This window comes from Paracoccus sp. MC1862 (assembly GCF_016617715.1).
Taxonomy (GTDB): Bacteria; Pseudomonadota; Alphaproteobacteria; order Rhodobacterales; family Rhodobacteraceae; genus Paracoccus.
In genome coordinates, this window is sequence record NZ_CP067225.1 from 2,464,246 (window position 1) to 2,482,831 (window position 18,586).

General features: G+C 67.8%; 20 protein-coding genes and 1 pseudogene. 6 read left to right on the forward strand and 15 right to left on the reverse strand.

Annotation, left to right across the window (positions count from 1 at the left end):
• Positions 1–47: 47 nt before the first annotated feature.
• Positions 48–836 (reverse strand): Crp/Fnr family transcriptional regulator, encoded by a 789-nt coding sequence (locus JGR78_RS12165; protein WP_182792754.1) that lies wholly within the window; start codon positions 834–836, stop codon positions 48–50.
• Between the two features lie 279 nt (positions 837–1,115).
• On the opposite strand from JGR78_RS12165, the gene JGR78_RS12170 reads away from it, so the two are divergent.
• Genes JGR78_RS12170 through JGR78_RS12185 form a run of 4 tightly spaced genes read left to right on the forward strand, consistent with a single transcriptional unit; the run spans position 1,116 to position 4,855 of the window.
• Positions 1,116–2,021 (forward strand): ABC transporter substrate-binding protein, encoded by a 906-nt coding sequence (locus tag JGR78_RS12170; protein ID WP_182792753.1) that lies wholly within the window; start codon positions 1,116–1,118, stop codon positions 2,019–2,021.
• Between the two features lie 10 nt (positions 2,022–2,031).
• A complete protein-coding gene (locus JGR78_RS12175) occupies positions 2,032–3,207 on the forward strand; it encodes an ABC transporter permease (protein WP_182792752.1) in 1,176 nt (391 codons plus the stop codon).
• On the forward strand, positions 3,204–4,133 hold the full coding sequence (locus tag JGR78_RS12180) for an ABC transporter ATP-binding protein (protein WP_182792751.1): 930 nt from the start codon (positions 3,204–3,206) through the stop codon (positions 4,131–4,133). Before JGR78_RS12175 ends, JGR78_RS12180 begins: the two co-directional genes overlap by 4 nt.
• Positions 4,130–4,855 (forward strand): ABC transporter permease, encoded by a 726-nt coding sequence (locus JGR78_RS12185; protein WP_182792750.1) that lies wholly within the window; start codon positions 4,130–4,132, stop codon positions 4,853–4,855. The genes JGR78_RS12180 and JGR78_RS12185 overlap by 4 nt, the downstream gene beginning before the upstream one ends.
• A 135-nt stretch (positions 4,856–4,990) precedes the next feature.
• On the opposite strand, the gene JGR78_RS12190 is transcribed toward JGR78_RS12185, so the two are convergent.
• The 8 genes and pseudogenes from JGR78_RS12190 to JGR78_RS12225 all read right to left on the reverse strand — a co-directional run bounded on the left by JGR78_RS12190 (position 4,991) and on the right by JGR78_RS12225 (position 12,075).
• A complete protein-coding gene (locus JGR78_RS12190; RefSeq protein ID WP_182792749.1) occupies positions 4,991–5,815 on the reverse strand; it encodes a sugar phosphate isomerase/epimerase in 825 nt (274 codons plus the stop codon).
• A gap of 12 nt (positions 5,816–5,827) precedes the next feature.
• Positions 5,828–6,517 (reverse strand): HAD family phosphatase, encoded by a 690-nt coding sequence (locus JGR78_RS12195; protein WP_182792748.1) that lies wholly within the window; start codon positions 6,515–6,517, stop codon positions 5,828–5,830.
• Positions 6,514–7,275 (reverse strand): glycerophosphodiester phosphodiesterase family protein, encoded by a 762-nt coding sequence (locus JGR78_RS12200; protein WP_182792747.1) that lies wholly within the window; start codon positions 7,273–7,275, stop codon positions 6,514–6,516. Before JGR78_RS12200 ends, JGR78_RS12195 begins: the two co-directional genes overlap by 4 nt.
• 22 nt (positions 7,276–7,297) lie before the next feature.
• A complete protein-coding gene (locus tag JGR78_RS12205) occupies positions 7,298–8,161 on the reverse strand; it encodes an ABC transporter permease (protein ID WP_182804776.1) in 864 nt (287 codons plus the stop codon).
• A 12-nt stretch (positions 8,162–8,173) separates the two neighbouring features.
• The gene (locus JGR78_RS12210) at positions 8,174–9,100 is read right to left on the reverse strand and encodes an ABC transporter permease (RefSeq protein ID WP_182792745.1); all 927 of its coding nucleotides are present in this window, start codon (positions 9,098–9,100) and stop codon (positions 8,174–8,176) included.
• Between the two features lie 7 nt (positions 9,101–9,107).
• Entirely contained in the window at positions 9,108–10,085 is a 978-nt protein-coding gene (locus JGR78_RS12215) for an ABC transporter ATP-binding protein (protein ID WP_182804774.1), read from the reverse strand.
• A complete protein-coding gene (locus JGR78_RS12220; protein ID WP_234450739.1) occupies positions 10,082–10,384 on the reverse strand; it encodes an oligopeptide/dipeptide ABC transporter ATP-binding protein in 303 nt (100 codons plus the stop codon). The genes JGR78_RS12215 and JGR78_RS12220 overlap by 4 nt, the downstream gene beginning before the upstream one ends.
• A gap of 59 nt (positions 10,385–10,443) precedes the next feature.
• Positions 10,444–12,075: pseudogene (locus tag JGR78_RS12225) on the reverse strand (ABC transporter substrate-binding protein).
• Positions 12,076–12,258: 183 nt separating this feature from the next.
• Between JGR78_RS12225 and JGR78_RS12235 the strand changes: the two are divergent.
• Complete coding sequence (locus JGR78_RS12235) at positions 12,259–12,585, forward strand: DUF4174 domain-containing protein (RefSeq protein ID WP_182804772.1); 327 nt, start codon at positions 12,259–12,261, stop codon at positions 12,583–12,585.
• 106 nt (positions 12,586–12,691) lie between these two features.
• Positions 12,692–13,810 carry an NADH:flavin oxidoreductase/NADH oxidase gene (locus JGR78_RS12240; RefSeq protein ID WP_182792741.1) on the forward strand — a complete coding sequence of 373 codons (1,119 nt, stop codon included), beginning with the start codon at positions 12,692–12,694 and terminating at the stop codon, positions 13,808–13,810.
• A 76-nt stretch (positions 13,811–13,886) separates the two neighbouring features.
• Here JGR78_RS12240 and JGR78_RS12245 read toward each other — a convergent pair whose 3' ends face one another.
• The 6 genes from JGR78_RS12245 to JGR78_RS12270 form a co-directional block, all read right to left on the reverse strand.
• Positions 13,887–14,657 carry a MetQ/NlpA family ABC transporter substrate-binding protein gene (locus tag JGR78_RS12245; RefSeq protein WP_182792740.1) on the reverse strand — a complete coding sequence of 257 codons (771 nt, stop codon included), beginning with the start codon at positions 14,655–14,657 and terminating at the stop codon, positions 13,887–13,889.
• 15 nt (positions 14,658–14,672) lie between these two features.
• Positions 14,673–15,347 (reverse strand): methionine ABC transporter permease, encoded by a 675-nt coding sequence (locus JGR78_RS12250; protein WP_182792739.1) that lies wholly within the window; start codon positions 15,345–15,347, stop codon positions 14,673–14,675.
• Positions 15,337–16,386, reverse strand: a complete 1,050-nt coding sequence (locus tag JGR78_RS12255; RefSeq protein ID WP_182804770.1) for a methionine ABC transporter ATP-binding protein — start codon at positions 16,384–16,386, stop codon at positions 15,337–15,339. Before JGR78_RS12255 ends, JGR78_RS12250 begins: the two co-directional genes overlap by 11 nt.
• 407 nt (positions 16,387–16,793) lie before the next feature.
• Complete coding sequence (locus tag JGR78_RS12260) at positions 16,794–17,228, reverse strand: pseudoazurin (protein WP_182804768.1); 435 nt, start codon at positions 17,226–17,228, stop codon at positions 16,794–16,796.
• 85 nt (positions 17,229–17,313) lie between these two features.
• Complete coding sequence (locus JGR78_RS12265) at positions 17,314–18,009, reverse strand: Crp/Fnr family transcriptional regulator (RefSeq protein ID WP_182804766.1); 696 nt, start codon at positions 18,007–18,009, stop codon at positions 17,314–17,316.
• A 70-nt stretch (positions 18,010–18,079) separates the two neighbouring features.
• Positions 18,080–18,583, reverse strand: a complete 504-nt coding sequence (locus tag JGR78_RS12270; protein ID WP_200559316.1) for a DUF2249 domain-containing protein — start codon at positions 18,581–18,583, stop codon at positions 18,080–18,082.
• Positions 18,584–18,586: the final 3 nt, after the last annotated feature.

The following is an 18,586-nucleotide window of genomic DNA, read 5'->3' on the forward strand; positions in this document are numbered from 1 at the left end:
GGTTCCATGATTTATGAGTGATCGCGTTCCTGCCCGTGCGGGACGGGTCAGAGCTGTGCCCGCCAGATCGATCGGCTGCGCCGGGCCGGCAGACCGTTGCTGGCGGTGACGGCGAGTTCCTCGTCGATCGCTTCGGGCAGGTAAAGATAGTCCCAGTGGAACTCGCCATGGCGGAAAAGGGCGTGCAGGTTCAGGACCTCGACGCGGCCGTCGAGGAACAGGCAGACCCGCTCTTCCCGCAATTCGCCGAGCATCCGGTTGGCATGGACGGGGGTCATGCCGCAGGCCTGCGCGAGATCCGCCTGGCTGATCGGCAGACGGCAGCCGTCAAGGCCGGACAGCCCGCGGGCATATTGCCGCACAAGCATTTCCGCGAACAGGTTGGCGATGCGCGCCCGCCCCCCCAGCCGCCCGGTCCTGAAGGTCCAGTAGCGCTGGACCGAGGCATCCAGCATCGCGATATGCCACAGCTTGTCATAGGTATCGGGCGCGGCCCCGCGCAGCGCCGCGACACGGGCATGGGGCATGGTCGCGATGGTGGCGGGGCTCAGCGTCTCGATCTCATGGTCGACATGGTTCAGCACCAGGGCCGCAAGGTCGATGAAGTCGCCGGGGATCTGCAGGCCCAGGACCTGCCGGCGGCCCTGGATGTCGATGCGGAACCGGCTGACGAAGCCCTCGCGCAGATAGGAAAGGCGGGTGATCCCGACGCCCGACTGGCCGGCCTTCTGCCGGGCGCGCAGAAAGGTTTCCCCGCTTGAAAGCGAGGCGAGCAATTCACCCTCGGCCACGGTGATCAGGCCGGGGTAGGCGCGGTGAAGGTCGATGCCTGACATCTGTCGTTCAATCACGGGAAACGGAAGCGGTCTGGTCCAGCCGCTTGGAAAATCTCAGCAGGAAAAGAATGGAACTCGTTGAACAGGCATGATGCTATCCTGCAACCGGGTCAAAGGACAAGATAGTGAAAAGCAAGGCATCAAACTTTGCCTTTGTTTCCTCGGATGCGGCGTGACCCGCGACACGCAATAAATGTCCATCCGTGACGGGGAACGCTTTCCCCCGTTCCAGAGTCCCGCATACTGTCCAATGAAGGCAACAGCCACCGGGGATGAAGAATGCACAGGATAACGACCATCGCCCTTGTCCTGCTGGCGGGGCTTGCCTCGCAGGCGGGCGCCCGCGACATCGTGGTGTCGTCCAAGATCGACACCGAGGGAGGCTTGCTCGGCAACGTCATCCTGCTGGCGCTGCAGGATGCCGGGCTGCCGGTGCAGAACCGCCTGCAACTGGGCGGCACGCCGATCGTGCGGGATGCGATCACCTCGGGGCAGATCGACATCTATCCCGAATACACCGGCAATGCCGCCTTCTTCCACAACGAGGCCGACAGCCCCGTCTGGAAGGATGCCGCCCAATCCTACGCCCGCGCGGCGGAACTGGACCGGGCGCAGGACCTTGTGTGGCTGGACCCCGCGCCCGCCAACAACACCTGGGCCATTGCCGTGCGGAAGGACCTGGCCGAGGCGAATGGCCTTTCCACCATGTCCGACTTCGGCGCCTGGGTCGCGGGCGGGGGCGAGGTGAAGCTCGCCGCCTCGACCGAGTTCGTGACCTCGCCCGCCGCTCTACCGGCCTTTCAGGCGACCTATGGATTCCAGCTTCAGCCCGCGCAGCTTGTCCAGTTGTCCGGCGGCGACACGGCCGCGACCATCGCGGCGGCGGCGCAGCAGACCTCGGGCGTGAACGCGGCCATGGTCTATGGCACCGACGGCGGGATCGAGCCTGCGGGCCTGCTGGTGATGGAGGACGACAAGGCCGTCCAGCCCTTCTACCAGCCCGCGCCGGTGGTCCGGGCCGAGGTGCTGGCCGAATATCCGCAGATCGCCGAGGTGCTGAACCCGATCTTCGGGGGCTTCGACCTTGTCACGCTGCAGAAACTCAACGCCCGCATCCAGGTCGGCGGCGAACCCGCCGCTGCCGTGGCCGAGGACTATCTGAAGCGCACGGGCGTGATCGAGTGACGCATCCCCGATGAGGTCCGCGGCCCTTGCCGCGCCACCGCTGGCGCTCAGCCGGCCGGGGCTTCTGTTCGCGGGCCTGGGGCTGGCCGGGCTGGCGCTGCCCTTTGTCCAGTTCCGTGCCAACCGGATCGTCGCGGGCGAGGGGCTTGGCCTGCCCGGGGCGCTGGGACCGCAGGGCTGGATCGTCGCGGCCCTGCTGGCGGCGGTTCTTGCCGGCACGATTGCCCGGACGCCGCCGCGCCTGTCGCTGCTGCCGACGCTGGCGGGGGCGCTGGCGGTGATCGCCGCCGCCGGGCTGGCCGCAAAGGCGCTGGTACCCGAAGGCGACCGGCTTGCCCGCGTCTCGCTGGGCGCGGGCTTCTGGCTGCTGCTCTTGGCCTTTGCGCTGGCGATCGCCGATGCGCTGGCGCGGCTGCGGCCGTCGCTGCCGCTGCGATGGCTGCTGCTGGCCGGAACGATCGCGGCGGGGGGGCTGTTGCTCGGCTCGGGCCTACTGGACGATTTGTCGGTGATGCGGGAATACGATGCCCGGCGCGAGCAGTTCTGGCGCGAGGCCGGGCGGCACCTGACGCTCGCCTTCGGCTCGCTGGGCGCGGCGCTTGCGGTGGGGCTGCCGCTGGGCATCCTGATCCACGAGGCGCCGCGCGGGCGGGACGCGGTGCTGGGGGTGCTGAACGTGGTCCAGACGATCCCGTCGCTGGCACTGTTCGGGATCATGATCCCGTTGTTCGGCTGGGTCGCCGCCACTGTGCCGGGCGCGGCGCAGGCGGGCATCTCCGGCATCGGTGCCTTTCCGGCGCTGGTGGCGCTGTTTCTGTATTCGCTGCTGCCGGTCGTCTCGAACATGGTCGTCGGGCTGGCGGGGGTTCCCGTGGCGGTGCGAGAAGCGGCGGTGGGCTTGGGCATGACCCGCGCACAGGCACTGGCGCAGGTGCTGATCCCGCTGACCCTGCCAGTGGTGCTGGCCGCAGTCCGCATCGTGCTGGTCCAGAACATCGGCCTTGCGGTGATCGCGGGGCTGATCGGTGGCGGCGGCTTCGGCAGCTTTGTCTTTCAGGGGTTGAACCAGACCGCCATGGACCTCGTATTGCTGGGCGCCATCCCGACCATCGCGCTGGCGCTGGTGTCGGGGATCGCGCTGGACCTGATCCTCGCGGGGCTTGACCCGCGAAAGGCCCGCGCATGATCGGGATCGAGCGTCTGACGAAGCTTTACGGCCCGGTCGCCGCCGTCGATGACGTCAGCCTGACCGTCGAGCGGGGAGAGATCGCGGCGCTGGTCGGCACCTCTGGGTCGGGCAAGACGACGCTTCTGCGGATGATCAACCGGCTGGTGGAACCCACGACGGGCTGCGTCCTGATCGACGGGACCGACACCGCCACCCTGCCCCCGCATCAACTGCGCCGCCGCATCGGCTATGCGATCCAGGGCCACGGGCTGTTCCCCCACCGGACGGTTGCAGAGAACATCGCCACCGTGCCCCGGCTGCTCGGCTGGGACCGCAGGCGCATCGCCGCAAGGGTGGACGAGCTTCTGGACCTGTTCCAGCTTCCCCCTGCCGAGTTCCGCGACCGGATGCCGCAGCAGCTTTCCGGCGGCCAGCAGCAGCGGGTCGGTGTGGCCCGCGCGCTCGCCGCCCGGCCCGAACTGCTGCTGATGGACGAGCCTTTCGGGGCGCTCGACCCCGTGATCCGGGCCAGGGCGCAGGACGACCTGCGCCGCATCCAGCGCGAGCTTGGCACCACCCTGATCGTCGTCACCCACGACATGGAGGAAGCGATCACCCTGGGCGACCGCATCGCCGTGATGGACGGGGGCCGGCTGCTGCAATACGCCACCCCGCGCGAGATCCTGACCGTCCCCGCCACGCCCTTCGTGCGGGAACTGATCGGGACCGAGGCGCGGCCCTTCCGGCTGCTGTCGCTGTCCTGCGTGGCCGACATCGCCGGGCCGGGCGAGGCTGCCGGACCGCCCGTTTCCCCCGATGCCTCGCTGCGGGACGCGCTAGCGCTGTGCCTCTGGTCGGGGCGCGAGGCGCTGCCGGTGGAGGGCGGCGGCGTGGTGACGCTCGATGCCCTGCGCCGGGCGGCCGCGGGCGAGGCGCCGCGATGATCGGGCGGATCGCCCTGGCTGCAGCCGCAGCGCTGCTGCTGGCCTTCCTGCTGGCGCCGGAAAGTTTTGCCCCTCTGCTGCGCCCGCTGACCCGGAATGACGCGCCGCCGATCTACACGCAGACGAGCCTTCTCTCGCTCACGCTGTCCCACCTGTCGATGGTCGCGGCGGCGGTGGTCGCCTCGACACTCGTGGCGGTCGGACTGGGTGTGCTGGTCACGCGCGAGGGCTGGCGGGATTTCCTGCCGCTCGCCCGCACCGTCACCTCGGTCGGGCAGACCTTTCCACCCGTCGCGGTGCTGGCGCTGGCCGTTCCGGCGATGGGCTTCGGGGCGGGGCCGACGCTGCTGGCGCTGTTCCTCTACGGCCTCCTGCCGATCTTCGAGAACACGCTGGCGGGCTTGACCGCCCTGCCGCCGCAGGTGATCGAGGCCGCGCGCGGCATGGGCATGACCCGCGCCCAGCGCCTGTGGCAGGTGGAACTGCCGCTGGCGCTGCCGGTGATCCTCGCGGGCGTGCGGCTGTCGGCGGTAATCTCGCTTTCGACCGCCACCATCGGCTCGACCGTCGCAGCGCGGACGCTGGGCGAGGTCATCATCGCGGGGCTGCTGTCGTCCAACACCGCCTTTGTCCTGCAGGGGGGCCTGGTCGTCGGCACGCTCGCCCTGCTGATCCATGCAGGCTTCAAGGCGCTGGAAGCACGGGCCTGCGTGAGAGGGTAAGGTCGCCAGGTGGTGGGGTATAACCCCACCCGCCCAAAACCACATCCGCGCCGGATTACCGCGCCAGTGCGTAGGGTGGGTTGCACCCCAACTGTCGCCTTCCCCCACCCGCCGGACCCCCGCGCCTGCGCCGGATCAGCGCGCCAGCCCCAGCCGCTTCAGGTATTCGACCGAGGGCAGGATGCCCGCCTTGTCGCGCAACTCAAGGATCAGGCGCGGCTTCGAGGTGAATTCGCCCAGCGCTCGGAAGACGGCGGGCCAGCAGATCGTGCCCTCGCCGATGGTCCAGTGGCGGTCGGCATAGCCGTCGGCGTCCTGCAGGTGGATATGCTCCAGCCGGTTGCCGGCGCGGCGGACGTAGTAATCGACGGGCGGCGCCCCGGTCGAGCCGTAAGCGTAATGCGCGTGGCCGGTATCGATGGACACCGCCATCGCCGGCGAGTTGAAGCTGTCCGCGAGGATGCGGCGGATGTCAGGGTCCTTGTCCTGGATGTTCTCGACGACCATGGTGACGCCGATCTCCTCGGCGCGGCGGACCACCGGGTCCATGGTCAGGTGGCAGCATTCCAGCACGCGGTCATAGGCCGAGCGGCTGGGGAAGTTGTCAAGGTTGTTGAAATCCCAGGTCGAATAGGGCGAATGGATCACCATCTGCGTGGCCCCCAGATACTCGCAGACCTCCAGACCCTGCATGAACTTGCGCGCGTTCAGCGCCCGCATGTCGGGATCGAGGCTGGCGATGCTGAGGCCCCAGAACGGGCCGTGGATGCCAAGACGGCCGGTATAGCCTGCCAGCAGCGACTTGGCGCGGTCGGCGACAGACTTCCAGTCGCCGTTCAGCAAGTCGGCGTCGAAGAAATCCTGCAGCTCGAGATCACGGTTCTCGGACAGGATGAAGTCTTGCATGGTTTCGAGCGCGGAAAGGAGAAGGGCAGCGTCCAGCAGGGGAAGGTCGGTCATTGTTCGTCCAGTTCAGGCAGCGAGGGGAAGGAGAAGCCGGGACAGCAGGCCGTGGAACTCGGCCATGCCGTGGACGACATGGTCGGCGCCGGCATCGCGCAGGGTCTGCGCGTGGTTCTGGCGGTGGTCCGATGGGCCGATGAAGCCCACGGCGAGGCAGCCTGCTGCGGCGGCGCAAAGGATGCCATGCGGGTTGTCGTCGATGAAGATCGCTTGGCTTGGCGCGACGCCCAGGCGTTCGCAGGCGTAAAGCGCCAGGTCAGGCGCGGGCTTGGGCGCGGGGACGTGCTCGGCCGAATAGACATGGGGGCCGAAGCGGCTCGCTAGCGGGGTGCGGACGATAGAACGGTCGAGCCGCATGACCGACGAGTTCGAGCAGACCGCCATCGGCAGGTCGAAGCCGGACAGCACCGCCTCGATCCCTTCGACATGGGGGATGCCGCGGTCGAACATCTCGAACAGGATGCGGTCTGATTTAGCGAACACCTTGGCCGCGTCGAGGCCCGCCTGCCTCATCCAGGCGATGCTCGCCTGCGCCGCATTCCCGGAGAAGATGCGGGTTGCTTCGTCGCGGGTCATGGGAAGGCCTGCGGCAGTGACGGCCCGAGCCAACGCTTCGCAGCCCAAAGGCTCGCTGTCCAGCAGCACGCCATCGCAGTCGAAGAGGATCGCGCCGTATTCCCTTGCGGCGTATTCCCTCATGCCGGGACGCCTTCCTGCATCAGTTCGCGCAGCAGCACCGGGTTGTCGGATACGAGGAAACCCGGCGCACGGGCGATCCAGCGGCGGATCAGGGCAGGCTCGTTGATCGTCCAGACCGAGCAGGACTTCAGCGGACGCAGGCGGGAGATGAGGTCGAACTCGGCCTCGAACAACTCGTGGTGGATGCCGACGACATCAACCAGATCATCGACCTGTTTCAGGAAAGCCGCGATGCCGCCCTGCCGGTCGGCCCAAGTGCGGTTGACCGAGATGAGGCGGCGCAGGTCGGGGGCTGTGGCGCGGATGTGCCGCACGACCTTGATGTCGAAGCCGTGCAGGATGGACCGCTCGGCCAGTCCGAAGCGTCGCAGGGTTTCCACCGTCCGTTCCACCAGCCCGGGATAGGGAGTGCCGTTCTGGTCGGACTTCAGTTCGACATAAAGGTCTGTCCCGGTATGGGGCGCGAGGATCTCCAGCACTTCTTCCAGACTGGGCACGCCCTCGTCGATCAGCACACCATCCGGCCCGCGCAGGCGCAGGGCCTTGCGGCTCTCCGGCGTCAGGTCGCGGGTCCGGCCGGTGCCGTTGGTGGTCCGGTCCAGCGTCGGGTCGTGGATGACCACGATCTCGCCCGCCTCGGTCAGGTGCAGGTCGAATTCGATGCCGTCGAAGCCGTGACGTGCGGTTTCACGGAAGCCGGTGGCCGAGTTCTCGGCCCAGAGGTTGCGGGCCCCGCGATGGGCCATGATCTGCGACATATCAATGCTTTCCTTGAAAGGGTCAACGAATCGTCGGGTCCAGCCGGTCGCGCAGCCAGTCGCCCAGAAGCGAGATCGACAGCGTCGTCATCACGATCACCGCCGACGGCGCGAGCATGATCCACGGCGCCCGCGTCAGGTATTCGCGCCCGAAGCCGACCATGTTCCCCAGCGAGCTTTCCGGCGGCTGCACACCGAGGCCGAGGAAGCTGAGGCCGGATTCCATCAGGATGATTTCCGGGAAGGTCAGCGTCATCGACACGATCAGGGTCGAGGCGACATTGGGCAGGATGTGCCGCAGATAGACGCGCGAGGGTTTCGCCCCAAGCTGCACCACCGCCGCCGCATAGCCCTGCGCCGAGGCTGAAATCGCAAGTCCGCGGGCGATGCGGGCGTATCGCTCCCAGCCATAGAAGCCCATCAGGCAGACCAGCAGGATCATGGACGAGCCGAAGAAGGCCAGCACCGCCAGCGACATGATCATGAAGGGCAGCGCCGCCTGAAAGTCGGCCAGCGCCATGACCAGATGCTCGACCCAGCCCCGGAACTGGGCAGCGAGGAAACCCAGCGTGGTGCCGAAGACGGCGGACAGGATCGTGGCCCCGAAGGCGATGACCAGCGAGACGCGGACCGACTGGATCAGCCGCAACAGCAGGTCCCGGCCAAGCTCGTCGGTGCCGAGCCATTGGCCCGGCGTTCCCATCGGCGCAAGCCGCGCCGACAGGTCCATCCGGGTGATCTCGTAGGGCCGCAGTCCGTCGGCGAAGATGGCGGTCAGCACTATCAGAAGGGTCCAGCCGGTGGCGAGCATGACCAGCCACGGCATCCTCAGCCGAGTGCGTGTCAGAAGGCCCGGTGCGGGGGTGGCGATTGCGGCATCGGCCATCGTTATCCCTCCTTAATGGCTGCGCTTCTGGCGCAGGCGGGGGTCGAGCAGGCCATAGGCGAAATCGACACACAGGTTGGCGACCACCATCGAGGCCGCGATGACCAGCAGCAGGCATTGCACCACGGCAAGGTCGCGGTTCGAGACCGACACCACGATCAGCCGCCCGACGCCGGGCCACGAGAAGATGCTTTCCACCACGACCGCCCCCGCGATCAGCGCGCCCACCATGAAGCCGATCAGCGTCACGATGGGGATCGCGGCATTGGGCAGCGCGTGCCTCCAGACGACCTCGCGCCAGGGCAGGCCCTTGGCCATGGCGGTGCGGATATAGGGCTGGCCCAGCACCTCGATCATCGCGGAGCGCGAGAAACGGGCGAGGATGCCGATGCCGCCGATCGACAGCGTGGCGATGGGCAGGATCGCGTGGCGCCATGTGTCCTGCCCGCCCGAGGGCAGCCAGTCGAGCGTGACCGCGAAGACCAGCACCAGCACCAACGCCAGCACGAAGGAGGGGATGGTGAAGCCGAAGATCGACAGCATGATCACCCCCCGGTCGGCGATGGAGTCCCGGTGCAGCGCCGCATAGACGCCCGCGGGGATGCCGATGCAGATCTTCAGGATCAGCGCCGGGACAGTGATCGACAGGGTGGCCGGGATGCGTTCCAGCACGAGATCGATGGCGGGCGAGTGGTCGCGCATCGAGATGCCGAAGTCGAAGCTCAGGATCTGCTGCAGATAGGCCAGATATTGCTGCCACAGCGGATCGTTCAGCCCCCAGCGGGCGCGGAAGGCCTCCACCGCGTCCTGCGGCGCGTCCGGTCCCAGCAGCACCTGTGCGGGGTCGCCCGACAGGCGCAGGACGACAAAGGCGAAGCTCATGACCAGCAGGATGGTCAGGGCCGCGCGGGCGGTCTTGGCGAGGATGAAGCGAAGCATGGGTTCCTCACGCCGCCTGCCGCGCAGGGCGGGACAGCTTCAGGCAGGCGGCAAGCCGGCCGCCGTGGTTTTCAAGTTGCGGCACCTGCGCGACGCAGCCCGCGTCGGCAAACTGGCAGCGGGGGTGGAAGGCGCAGCCTTGGGGACGGGCGGCGGGGTTCGGCGGCTCGCCATGCAGGATGATCCGAGTTTCCAGCCCCTGCCCCGCCTGCGGGATCGAGGAGACCAGCGCCTGCGTATAGGGGTGGCGCGGGACGGCGAAGATGCGGTCCGAGGGCGCTTCCTCGACCACCCGGCCCAGATACATCACCGCCACCCGGTCGCAGATGTTGCGGACCACCTTCAGGTCGTGGCTGATGAAGACCATCGTCAGCCCGTCCTGTTCCTGCAGGTCGCGCAGCAGGTTCACCACCTGCGCCTGAATGGACACGTCCAGCGCCGACACCGGCTCGTCGCAGACAAGGAAGCCCGGGTTCGTCGCAAGCGCCCGGGCGATCACGACGCGCTGGCGCTGGCCGCCGGAGAGTTCGTGCGGATAGCGGTCCGCCTGGTCGCGGCGCAGACCGACGCGGGCCATCAGCGCCAGGGCGCGCTCGGCCAGTTCGACGCCTTTTGCGATGCCGTGGATTTGCAGCGGCTCGGCGATCTGGGCGGCGATGGTCATGCGGCGGTCGAGCGCGGCCAGCGGGTCTTGGAAGATCAGTTGCATCTGGGCGCGCAAGCGGCGCCAATGTTCGGTCCGGGGCGCGGGCATGGGCTGGCCGTGATAAAGGACCTCGCCCGCAAAGGGGGTTTCCAGCCCCAGCAGCATCCGGCCGAGCGTGGACTTGCCGGAGCCGGACTCGCCCACGACACCGAGGATCTCGCCCTCGGCCACGGAAAGGTCGATGCCGTCCACGGCGCGCAGGGTCGTGGGCTTGCCGAACAGCGACTTGCCGGTGGTGTATTGCTGGACGAGGCCGCGGGCTTCCAGAAGGACGCTCATGCGACCACCGCTTGCGGTTGCCGGGCGGCGATCGTTACCTTGGGATGGAAGCAGGCGACCTCGCCGCCTTCCGCCTGCGGCTTCAATTCAGGCACATAGGCCGCGCAGAAATCTGTTGCCCGCGCGCAGCGGGGCGCGAAGGCGCAGCCCTGCGGCAGGTTCCTAGGGTCGGGGACGGTGCCCTCGATGGGGACCAGCCGGGCGCGGCCCGCGTCCAGTTCCGGGATCGCGTCGAACAGGCCGCGCGTATAGGGGTGCTTCGGCGCCTCGAACAGCCGCGCCACCTTGTTCGTTTCCACGATCCGCCCCGCATACATCAAAGCGCGGGGCGAGCCATCAGCCCGCCCCGCAAAAGTGGTCAGACGTTCCAGTTGTTCGCGCGGAAATCCATCGCGAAGGCCGGAGCGGCTTTCCAGTTCAGTTCCGACTTCATGCCGGTGAAGACGGCGTTCTGGTGCAGGACGGTATAGGCCGGGTCCTCGCGCTCGCAGATCTCCAGCATCCGGGCATGGGCCTTCAGCCGCGCGGCGGGGTCCATCGAGGTTTCCATCACCACGGAAAGCTGGTTCACCTCGTCGTTCCAGAAGTTGCGCTTCTGCTGCGCCTCGCCGTTCGGGCCGAACTGGACGACCAGCGGCGTGACCGGATCGTTGATGTTGTTCGAGGCCGACCAGTCGAAGACGCCGCGCACCCCTTGGGGGTCATGGATCTGCGCCCAGTTTTCCTTCATCTCGATCTCGACGTTCAGGCCGACCTGCTTCCACATCTCGACCAGCACCTGCGCGGTGGGCGTCTGGTTGGTGTAGTAGTTGTTGAGCAGCCGATAGGGGATCGCATCGCCCTTGTAGCCCGCCTGCTTCAGCAGGTCGCGGGCGAGGTCGGGGTTGTATTCCGGCACGGCCCAGCCTTCGACGAACATCCCCGAGGTCCTGAAGCTTTCGAACTGCAGGCCCGCCGGGACGACGGTCTGCCCGCCCCACAACGCCTCGACGACGGCCTGCCGGTCGATCGCATGGGTCATGGCGCGGCGGACCAGCGGATCGGCGAGAAACTCGTTCTGCTTGTTGAAGACGGTGACGCGGTGGTTCCAGATGGTCGAGGACTGCACTTCCAGCCCCGGCGCGGCAGCGACCGTCGCGATCTGGTCGGGCGGCAGGTCGCAGGCGAAGTCGTATTCGCCCGAGAGCAAGCCGTTCACGCGGCTGGCGACCTCGGGGACCTCGACGAAGCGGATGCGTTCAAGCGGCGGGCAGCCGCCCCAGTAGTCGTCAAAGGCCACCAGCGTCAGCGAGACGTCGGGGCGGAACTCCTCGACCCGGTAGGGGCCGGTGGTGACGGGGCTGTTGGCCCATTCGGCGTAAGATGCGGCCTCGTCCCAGGCGCGCTTGCTGGCGATCTGCGATCCGAAGGCGTAAAGGCGGCCTTCCAGCGTGATGTCGGGCGTCGCGTTGTGGAAGCGGACGGTGTATTTGTCCACGGCCTCGACGCCGCGCAGCGCGGGCCACAGCCGGCGGGCAATGCCGGGGATGTTGGCCGGCAGTTCCTTGGCGTTCTGCAGCTTGAAGTTTTCGGCGTAAAGCGTCTGGCCGCCGGCAGGCTCGGCCCCGGCGAACAGCCGCTCGTCCTAAAAGGAAAAGACCACGTCCTCGGCGGTCAGTTCGTCGCCGTTGTGGAAGCGAACGCCCTGACGCAGCTTCAGGTCGATGGTCCGGTCGTCCAGACGCGTCCATTCGGTCGCAAGGCCCGCGACCGGGCCCTGGTTGCCCATCCAGTCGCGCAGGATCAGCCCTTCCCAGAGGTTGGGGAAGAACACCCGCTCGCCCACGTTCGACTGCTCGTTCCAGATGTCCAGCGTGTTGTTGTTGGTGATCTTATGCACCGCGACGGTGATGGAACGGCGCGGCGCCTGGGCCATGGCGTGACGCGGCAGGATCAGGGAACCGGCGGCGGCGCCGAACAGGCCCAGGGTGTGGCGACGGGTGATAAGCATGGGTCTCTCTCATGTGCAGTGCAGGGCGGGCGGCGATCGGTGCCACTTCGGCGCGCCTTCTGGCCCCGCCATGTGGCCGTCGGATGACGCGGCCGTGACATTCTTGTTAACTTCAGGGTGGCGGGCGAACTTTCCCTGCCGAGGATCGTTGGGGCAGGCCCCCGCAGCAGGAAAGGAACCGCGATGACCGAACGTGTGGTGACGATCCCCATGGCCGACGTGGACATGGACGAGTTGCGCTGGAAATCGCGTCCGGTCGTGATCCTCGCCCGTGACCAGGAAGACCCGCGCGTGGCCGAGCAGATCGCCATGCTCAACGCGGCCGCGCATGGCATGGGCGAACGTGACATGCCGGTGCTGACCGATTTCGGTGGTGACACGGGCTTCGAGCTGCGCCTGCTTGGCCGCGACGGCACGCTGAAGCAGCGCTTCGATGCCCCGGCTCCTGCCGAGACGCTGTTCGGGATCGTCGATTCCATGCCCATGCGGCAGGAGGAGATGAAGGACTGACCTCGCCGCCCGCGACGGGCCGGCCCGATGGGCGGGCTTTCCTTTCGCGCCTGGAACGATCACGGTCCCGCATCGTTGCACTCCCCTGCCACGAAAGGAGCCGTCCATGTCATCGCGCCTGTTCACCCGGCTGGATGTCGGCAAGCTGAGCCTGTCCAACCGCATCGTCATCGCGCCGATGTGCCAGTATTCGGCCGAGGACGGCTGCATGACCGACTGGCACCTGATCCACTACGGCAGCCTCGCGCTGTCCGGCGCCGCCCTGCTGACCATCGAGGCGACCGCCGTGGTCCCCGAGGGCCGCATCAGCTATGCCGATGTCGGCCTGTGGTCGGACGAGACCGAGGCGGCAATGGGCCGTACGCTGGACAGCATCCGCCGCTGGTCGGACATGCCCATCGCGATCCAGTTGGCCCATGCGGGCCGCAAGGCGTCGACCGACCTGCCGTGGAAGGGCGGGGCGCAGATCGCGCCGGATCACCGGAATGGCTGGCAGACCGTCTCGGCCAGCGCCGATCCCTTCGCGGCGGGGGAAAACCCTCCGGTCGCACTGGATGAGGACGGGCTGAAGCGGGTCCGCGACGGCTTTGCCGAGGCCGCCCGCCGCGCCGGCCGGCTGGGGATCGACGCGGTGCAGATCCATGCGGCCCACGGCTACCTGCTGCACCAGTTCCTGTCGCCGCTGTCGAACCGGCGCGAGGATCCCTATGGCGGCAGCCTCGAAAACCGGATGCGCCTGACGCTGGAGGTCTTCGATGCCGTGCGCGCAGCCTTCCCGGCAGATCGCCCGGTGTCGGTGCGGGTGTCCGGGACCGACTGGGTCGAGGGCGGCTGGGACATCGAGCAAACCATCGCCTTGGCGCAGGCGCTGGAGGCGCGGGGCTGCGATGCGATCCATGTGTCCAGCGGCGGGCTGGACCCGCGCCAGAAGATCCCGGTCGGGCCGAACTACCAGGTGCCGCTGGCCCGCGCCGTGAAGCAGGCGGTGACGATGCCGGTGGTCGCGGTGGGGCTGATCACTGACTATGACCAGGCCGAGGCCATCGTCGGGACGGGCGACGCCGACATGATCGGGCTGGCGCGGACGATCCTCTACGATCCCCGCTGGCCCTGGCACGCGGCGGCGCATCTGGGCGCGGCGGTGCAGGCGCCAGAGCAGTATCACCGCTCGCAGCCCCGACAATACAAGGCGCTGTTCGACATCAAGGGCAGCGCGGAAAACTGAGGCTTGACGGAAACGGCCCGCCTTTCAGGGGCGGGCCGATCTGGAGTTTGCTGGAAGGGCGATCATCAGGCGAAGATCACCAGGCGGGGATGACCGCGCCTTCGTACTTCGTCTCGATATATTCCCTGACTTCGGGCGAGTGATAGACCTCGACCAGCGTCTTGACCCAAGGCTGCTCCTCATCGCCCTTCCGCACGGCGATCACGTTCGCATAGGGGCTGTCCGCCTTTTCCATGGCAATGGAATCTTCGCGCGGGCTGATCCCGGCGGCGAGTGCGAAGTTCGTGTTGATGACGGCCGCGTCGGCATCATCCAGCGCGCGGGGCAGTTGCGCCGCGTCAAGCTCGCGGAAGCGCAGGTTCTTCGGGTTCTCGCTGATGTCCAGAACCGAGGGCACGAGGCCCGCGTCAGGGTTCACCGTGATCACGCCCTCATCGGCCAGCACCAGCAGCGCGCGGCCGCCGTTGGTCGGGTCGTTCGGGATGGCGACATTGGCGCCATCAGGCAGTTCGTCCAGCGATTCCAACTTGTTGGAATAGACGCCCATCGGGGTAGTGATGGTCTTGGCGACGACCACCAGGTCGAAGCCGCGATCCTTGATCTGGTTTTCAAGGAAGGGGACGTGCTGGAAGCTGTTGGCATGGAGGTCGCCATCGGCCAGCGCGACGTTCGGGACGACATAGTCCGAGAACTCGATCACGTCGATGTTCAGGCCCTTGGCGGCGGCCAGAGGCACGATCTGTTCCATGATCTCGGCATGCTCGCCGGGTGTCACGCCGACCTTGATGTCCTCGGCGGCGGCCATTCCGGCGCTCAGCGCCAGGGCGGCAGCGATCAGTCGCAGCATGGTTGTTCCTTTCAGTTAAAGTCCACGGTCCTTGGCGGCGCGGTGGTCGAGCCGGCGGGCGATCCATTCGCCGAAGGACTGCACCCCCTGCACCAGCACGATCAGGATGATGACGACGGCCAGCATCACGTCCGGCATGAAGCGCTGATAGCCATAGCGGATGCCGAGGTCGCCCAAGCCCTCGCCGCCGACCGCGCCGACCATTGCGGAATAGCCGATCAGGCTGACGATAGCGAGCGTAAGGCCCAGAACGATCCCCGGCAGCGCCTCGGGCAGCAGCACCTTGGCGATGATCTGGCCGGGCGTGGCGCCCATGGCACGGGCGGCCTCGATCAGCCCGCCATCGACCTCGCGGATCGCGGTTTCCACGATGCGGGCGATGAAGGGGGCGGCGGCCAGCGTCAGCGGCACGATGGCCGCCGTGGTGCCGATGGATGTGCCCGCGATCATCCGGGTGAAGGGGATGATCGCCACCACGAGGATGATGAAGGGGATCGACCGCAGCGCGTTCACCACCAGCCCCAGCGCGCTGTTGGTGACGGGGGCCGACAGAAGCTCGCCGCGCTTCGAGGTCGCGAGGAACACGCCCAAGGGCAGGCCCAGAGCCGTGCCGATCAGGCCCGAGACGACGACCATGTAGATCGTCTGCCAGGTGGCCTCCCACAGGATGGGGATCATGTTAGCCGACATGGCCCAGCACCTCCGTCCGCAGGTCATGGGCCTGCAGGTAGGCTTGCGCGCGGGGCAGCGCCTCGGCGGGCACCTGCACGGTCAGGTTGCCGAAGGGGCGGCCGTCGATCTCCTCGATGGCGCCGCCGAGGATGCTGGCGTCGATTCCCAGTTCCGAACCCAGCCGCGACAGCACCGGATGGGTGGCACTGTCGCCGGCGAAGGTGATCCGCAGGATCGCGGGGCCGGTGCCCTCGGGCGTGATGCGGCGGGCGATGAAGCCGGGCAGCGAGGCCCCGGTCACACCCGACAGGAAGCTGCGGGTCACAGGGTCGTGCGGGTTGGCGAAGATGTCGTAGGTCTCGCCCGTCTCTACGATGCGGCCCCCCTCCATCACCGCGACATGGTGGCAGATGTCGCGGACCACGGCCATCTCGTGGGTGATGAGCAGGATCGTCAGGCCAAGTTCGCGGTTGATGTCGCGCAGCAGCGCCAGCACCGCCTGCGTCGTCTCGGGGTCGAGCGCGCTGGTCGCCTCGTCCGACAGAAGCACCTTCGGCTCGGTCGCCAGCGCCCGGGCGATGCCGACGCGCTGCTTCTGCCCGCCGGAAAGCTGTGCCGGATAACGGTCGGCGAAGGGGGTCAGGCCCACAAGCTCGATCAGGCGGGCGACACGGGCAGCGGCCTCGGCGCGAGGCACGCCCGCGATCTCCAGCGGCAGGGCCACGTTGCCGCGCACGGTGCGGTTGGCCAGCAGGTTGAAATGCTGGAAGATCATGCCGACGTCGCGGCGCAAGCTGCGCAACTCGCGCCCGCGGGCGGCGGTCACGTCGCGGCCCAGCACCTCGACCCGGCCCGATGAGGCGCGTTCCAGTCCGTTGACCAGCCGCAGCAGCGTGGACTTGCCCGCGCCGGAACGACCGATGACGCCGGTGATGCCGCCCGCCTGCACGTCCAGGCTGACCCGGTCCAGCGCGGCCACGTCGCCGCCCTTCTGGGGCCATGTCTTGATGACATCCCGGAAGGCGATGGCGGGGGAAGGATCTGCGCTGCTGGCCATGCGCGGTCAGGTATCGGGAGTGGCCGGCAGCTTCAATGGCCGGACTACCGCGACAGCGGAAAAGGACCGGCATCCGCGCCGCCGTCCGGGCTTGCACGAAACGGTTTCTGTCGTGGCCCTGAGGCACAAGGATTTTCCGCGATGCATCGACTTCTTGGTAAAATCAATCCCGCTCTTGCAGCGGCGGAGGCAGGAAAAAGGACGATTATTCCTGATTTGCCGCCGATGGGCCGAAGCAACGGGGACGCGCATGGTGTCGTGTCGCGCGATCCGGGCGACCCTGGCGTGACCCATAGGGGCATCAGTCTCCGCGCTCAACACCGCTGCGGAACAGGACAGCCGAGAGAGGCCCGGACAGGCAAAAGCGGCCCCAAGGGGGCCGCCTGCATCCGCGCGACGAGGATGGCTCAGCGCGTGACCTTGGCCAGTTCCGCGTCCAGCCGCGCGCGCGCGCGCTTGGGCAGCTTGCCCTCGGCCAGCACGTCGTAGTTCGAGGCGTCGGCGCCGACCTGCACCAGCGCGACCATCCCCATCGGCGTGTGGGGCGAGCATCGCAGCCCGTAAAGGCCCGGCTCGGTCACGGTCAGGACATATTCCTCGTTCACCTTGGACTTGAACTCCTCGACTCCCTCGGGAAGCATCCCCTTGATCGAGGCGACATCGTGGCTTTTGTCCGTGGGTACGAAGGTGATGGTGTCGCCCACTTCGGCCTGCACGAAAGCGGGCTGGAACACCATCGGGCCTTCGTCGCCCTTGTTCAGCATCTCGACGCGGTGGTCGGCGGCCATGGCCGGAGCGGCAAGGAACGCAAGCGCCAGCGCGACGGAAATGGAACGTTTCATTCGTCTTGTCTCCTTCAGACGGGGAATCACCCGTTGACCGAAACAATAGGGCTTCCCGCGGCACCGCATGTTGCGCTGCAGCAAACTAGTCCTCGTCGCCCGCGATGTCCTGCAGCGCACGCGCGTCGGCGATGACGACCTTGCGCCGCCCGCGCCCCAGCACCCCTTGCGATTCCCAAGCCGCCATGATGCGGGACACGGTGTGAAGCGTGTTGCCGCTCATGTCGGCGATGTCCTGCCGGGTCAGGGGATAGGGCAACTCGATCCCCTCGTCGGTCTCCAGCGCGTCCTCCCCCGCCTTGGCCCGCAGCCGCAGCACCAGCCGGGCCACGCGGCGGGCGGCTTCCTCGGTGCTCAACTCGCGCAGCCGGTCATGGGCTTCGTCCAGCTTGCGGCCGATTGCCTGCACGATCGACAGCGTGACGGATGGCGCCGCACCCAGCACCGCCTGCCAGCGGCGGCGAGGCCAGACCAGCGCCTCGCTGTCCACGATCGCCTCGCAGGTGCCGGGATAAAGGTCGCGCTGCAGCGCGGGGGCAAAGCCGAAGAACTCGCCCGGATGGACGATGCGGACGATCAGCTTCTGCCCGTCGGCCGTGACCTGCGTGACCTTGAGCCAGCCCTCCTTCAGCAGGAAGAACCGGTCGGCGGGATCACCCTGCAGGAACAGCGGCTCGCCCGCCGCAAGCCGGGCGGTGGTGGTGCCGGTCAGGATCGTCCCGATCTCGGCGGGGCTGAGGCCCTGAAAGGCGGCGCGGACGGTCGGGTGGTCGTCGGGCATGAGGGCCGCAACCTTTCGGGACGGGAACTGGCCCGCCCTTCTATCCTGCCCTACCGTGGAAAGTGAACCGTCAGCCGCTGCCCGCCCGCCGCACCAGCAGCCGGTAGCCGCTGGCATCGGCGGCATGGTTGCCGACCCATTGATGGCCCTGCGCCTTCAGTTGCGGCAGCAGCGACAAGGGTTCACGATCGAGAAGCGCGAAGATCACTTCTTCGGGCGGGGCGGCCTCGACCTCGGCCAGCAGGCGCCGCATCGGTTCGGGCGGCTCCATCCCCGTCAAGTCCAGAAGCCGCGTGGGGGCGGGCCAGTCCGCCGCGTCAAGCGAGCTTCCCGCCGTCAGCGTCCCCGGCGCAGGCTGGAAATCCACCTGCCACAACGCGCCGTCCAAGGCCGTTTCCGCCAGCGTGAAGCCGCAGTTCCGCAGCACGCTCATCAGCGGGACCGGGCGGAAGGGCGCGATCAGGCGCAGGGTCTGGCCCGGTCCCAGTGCCTCGGCCGCCTGCATGACTGCGGCGAATGGCTCTTGCCCCGAGGCGAGCAGGGGGCGGACGTCGAGGGTGACGATCCGGTTCATCTG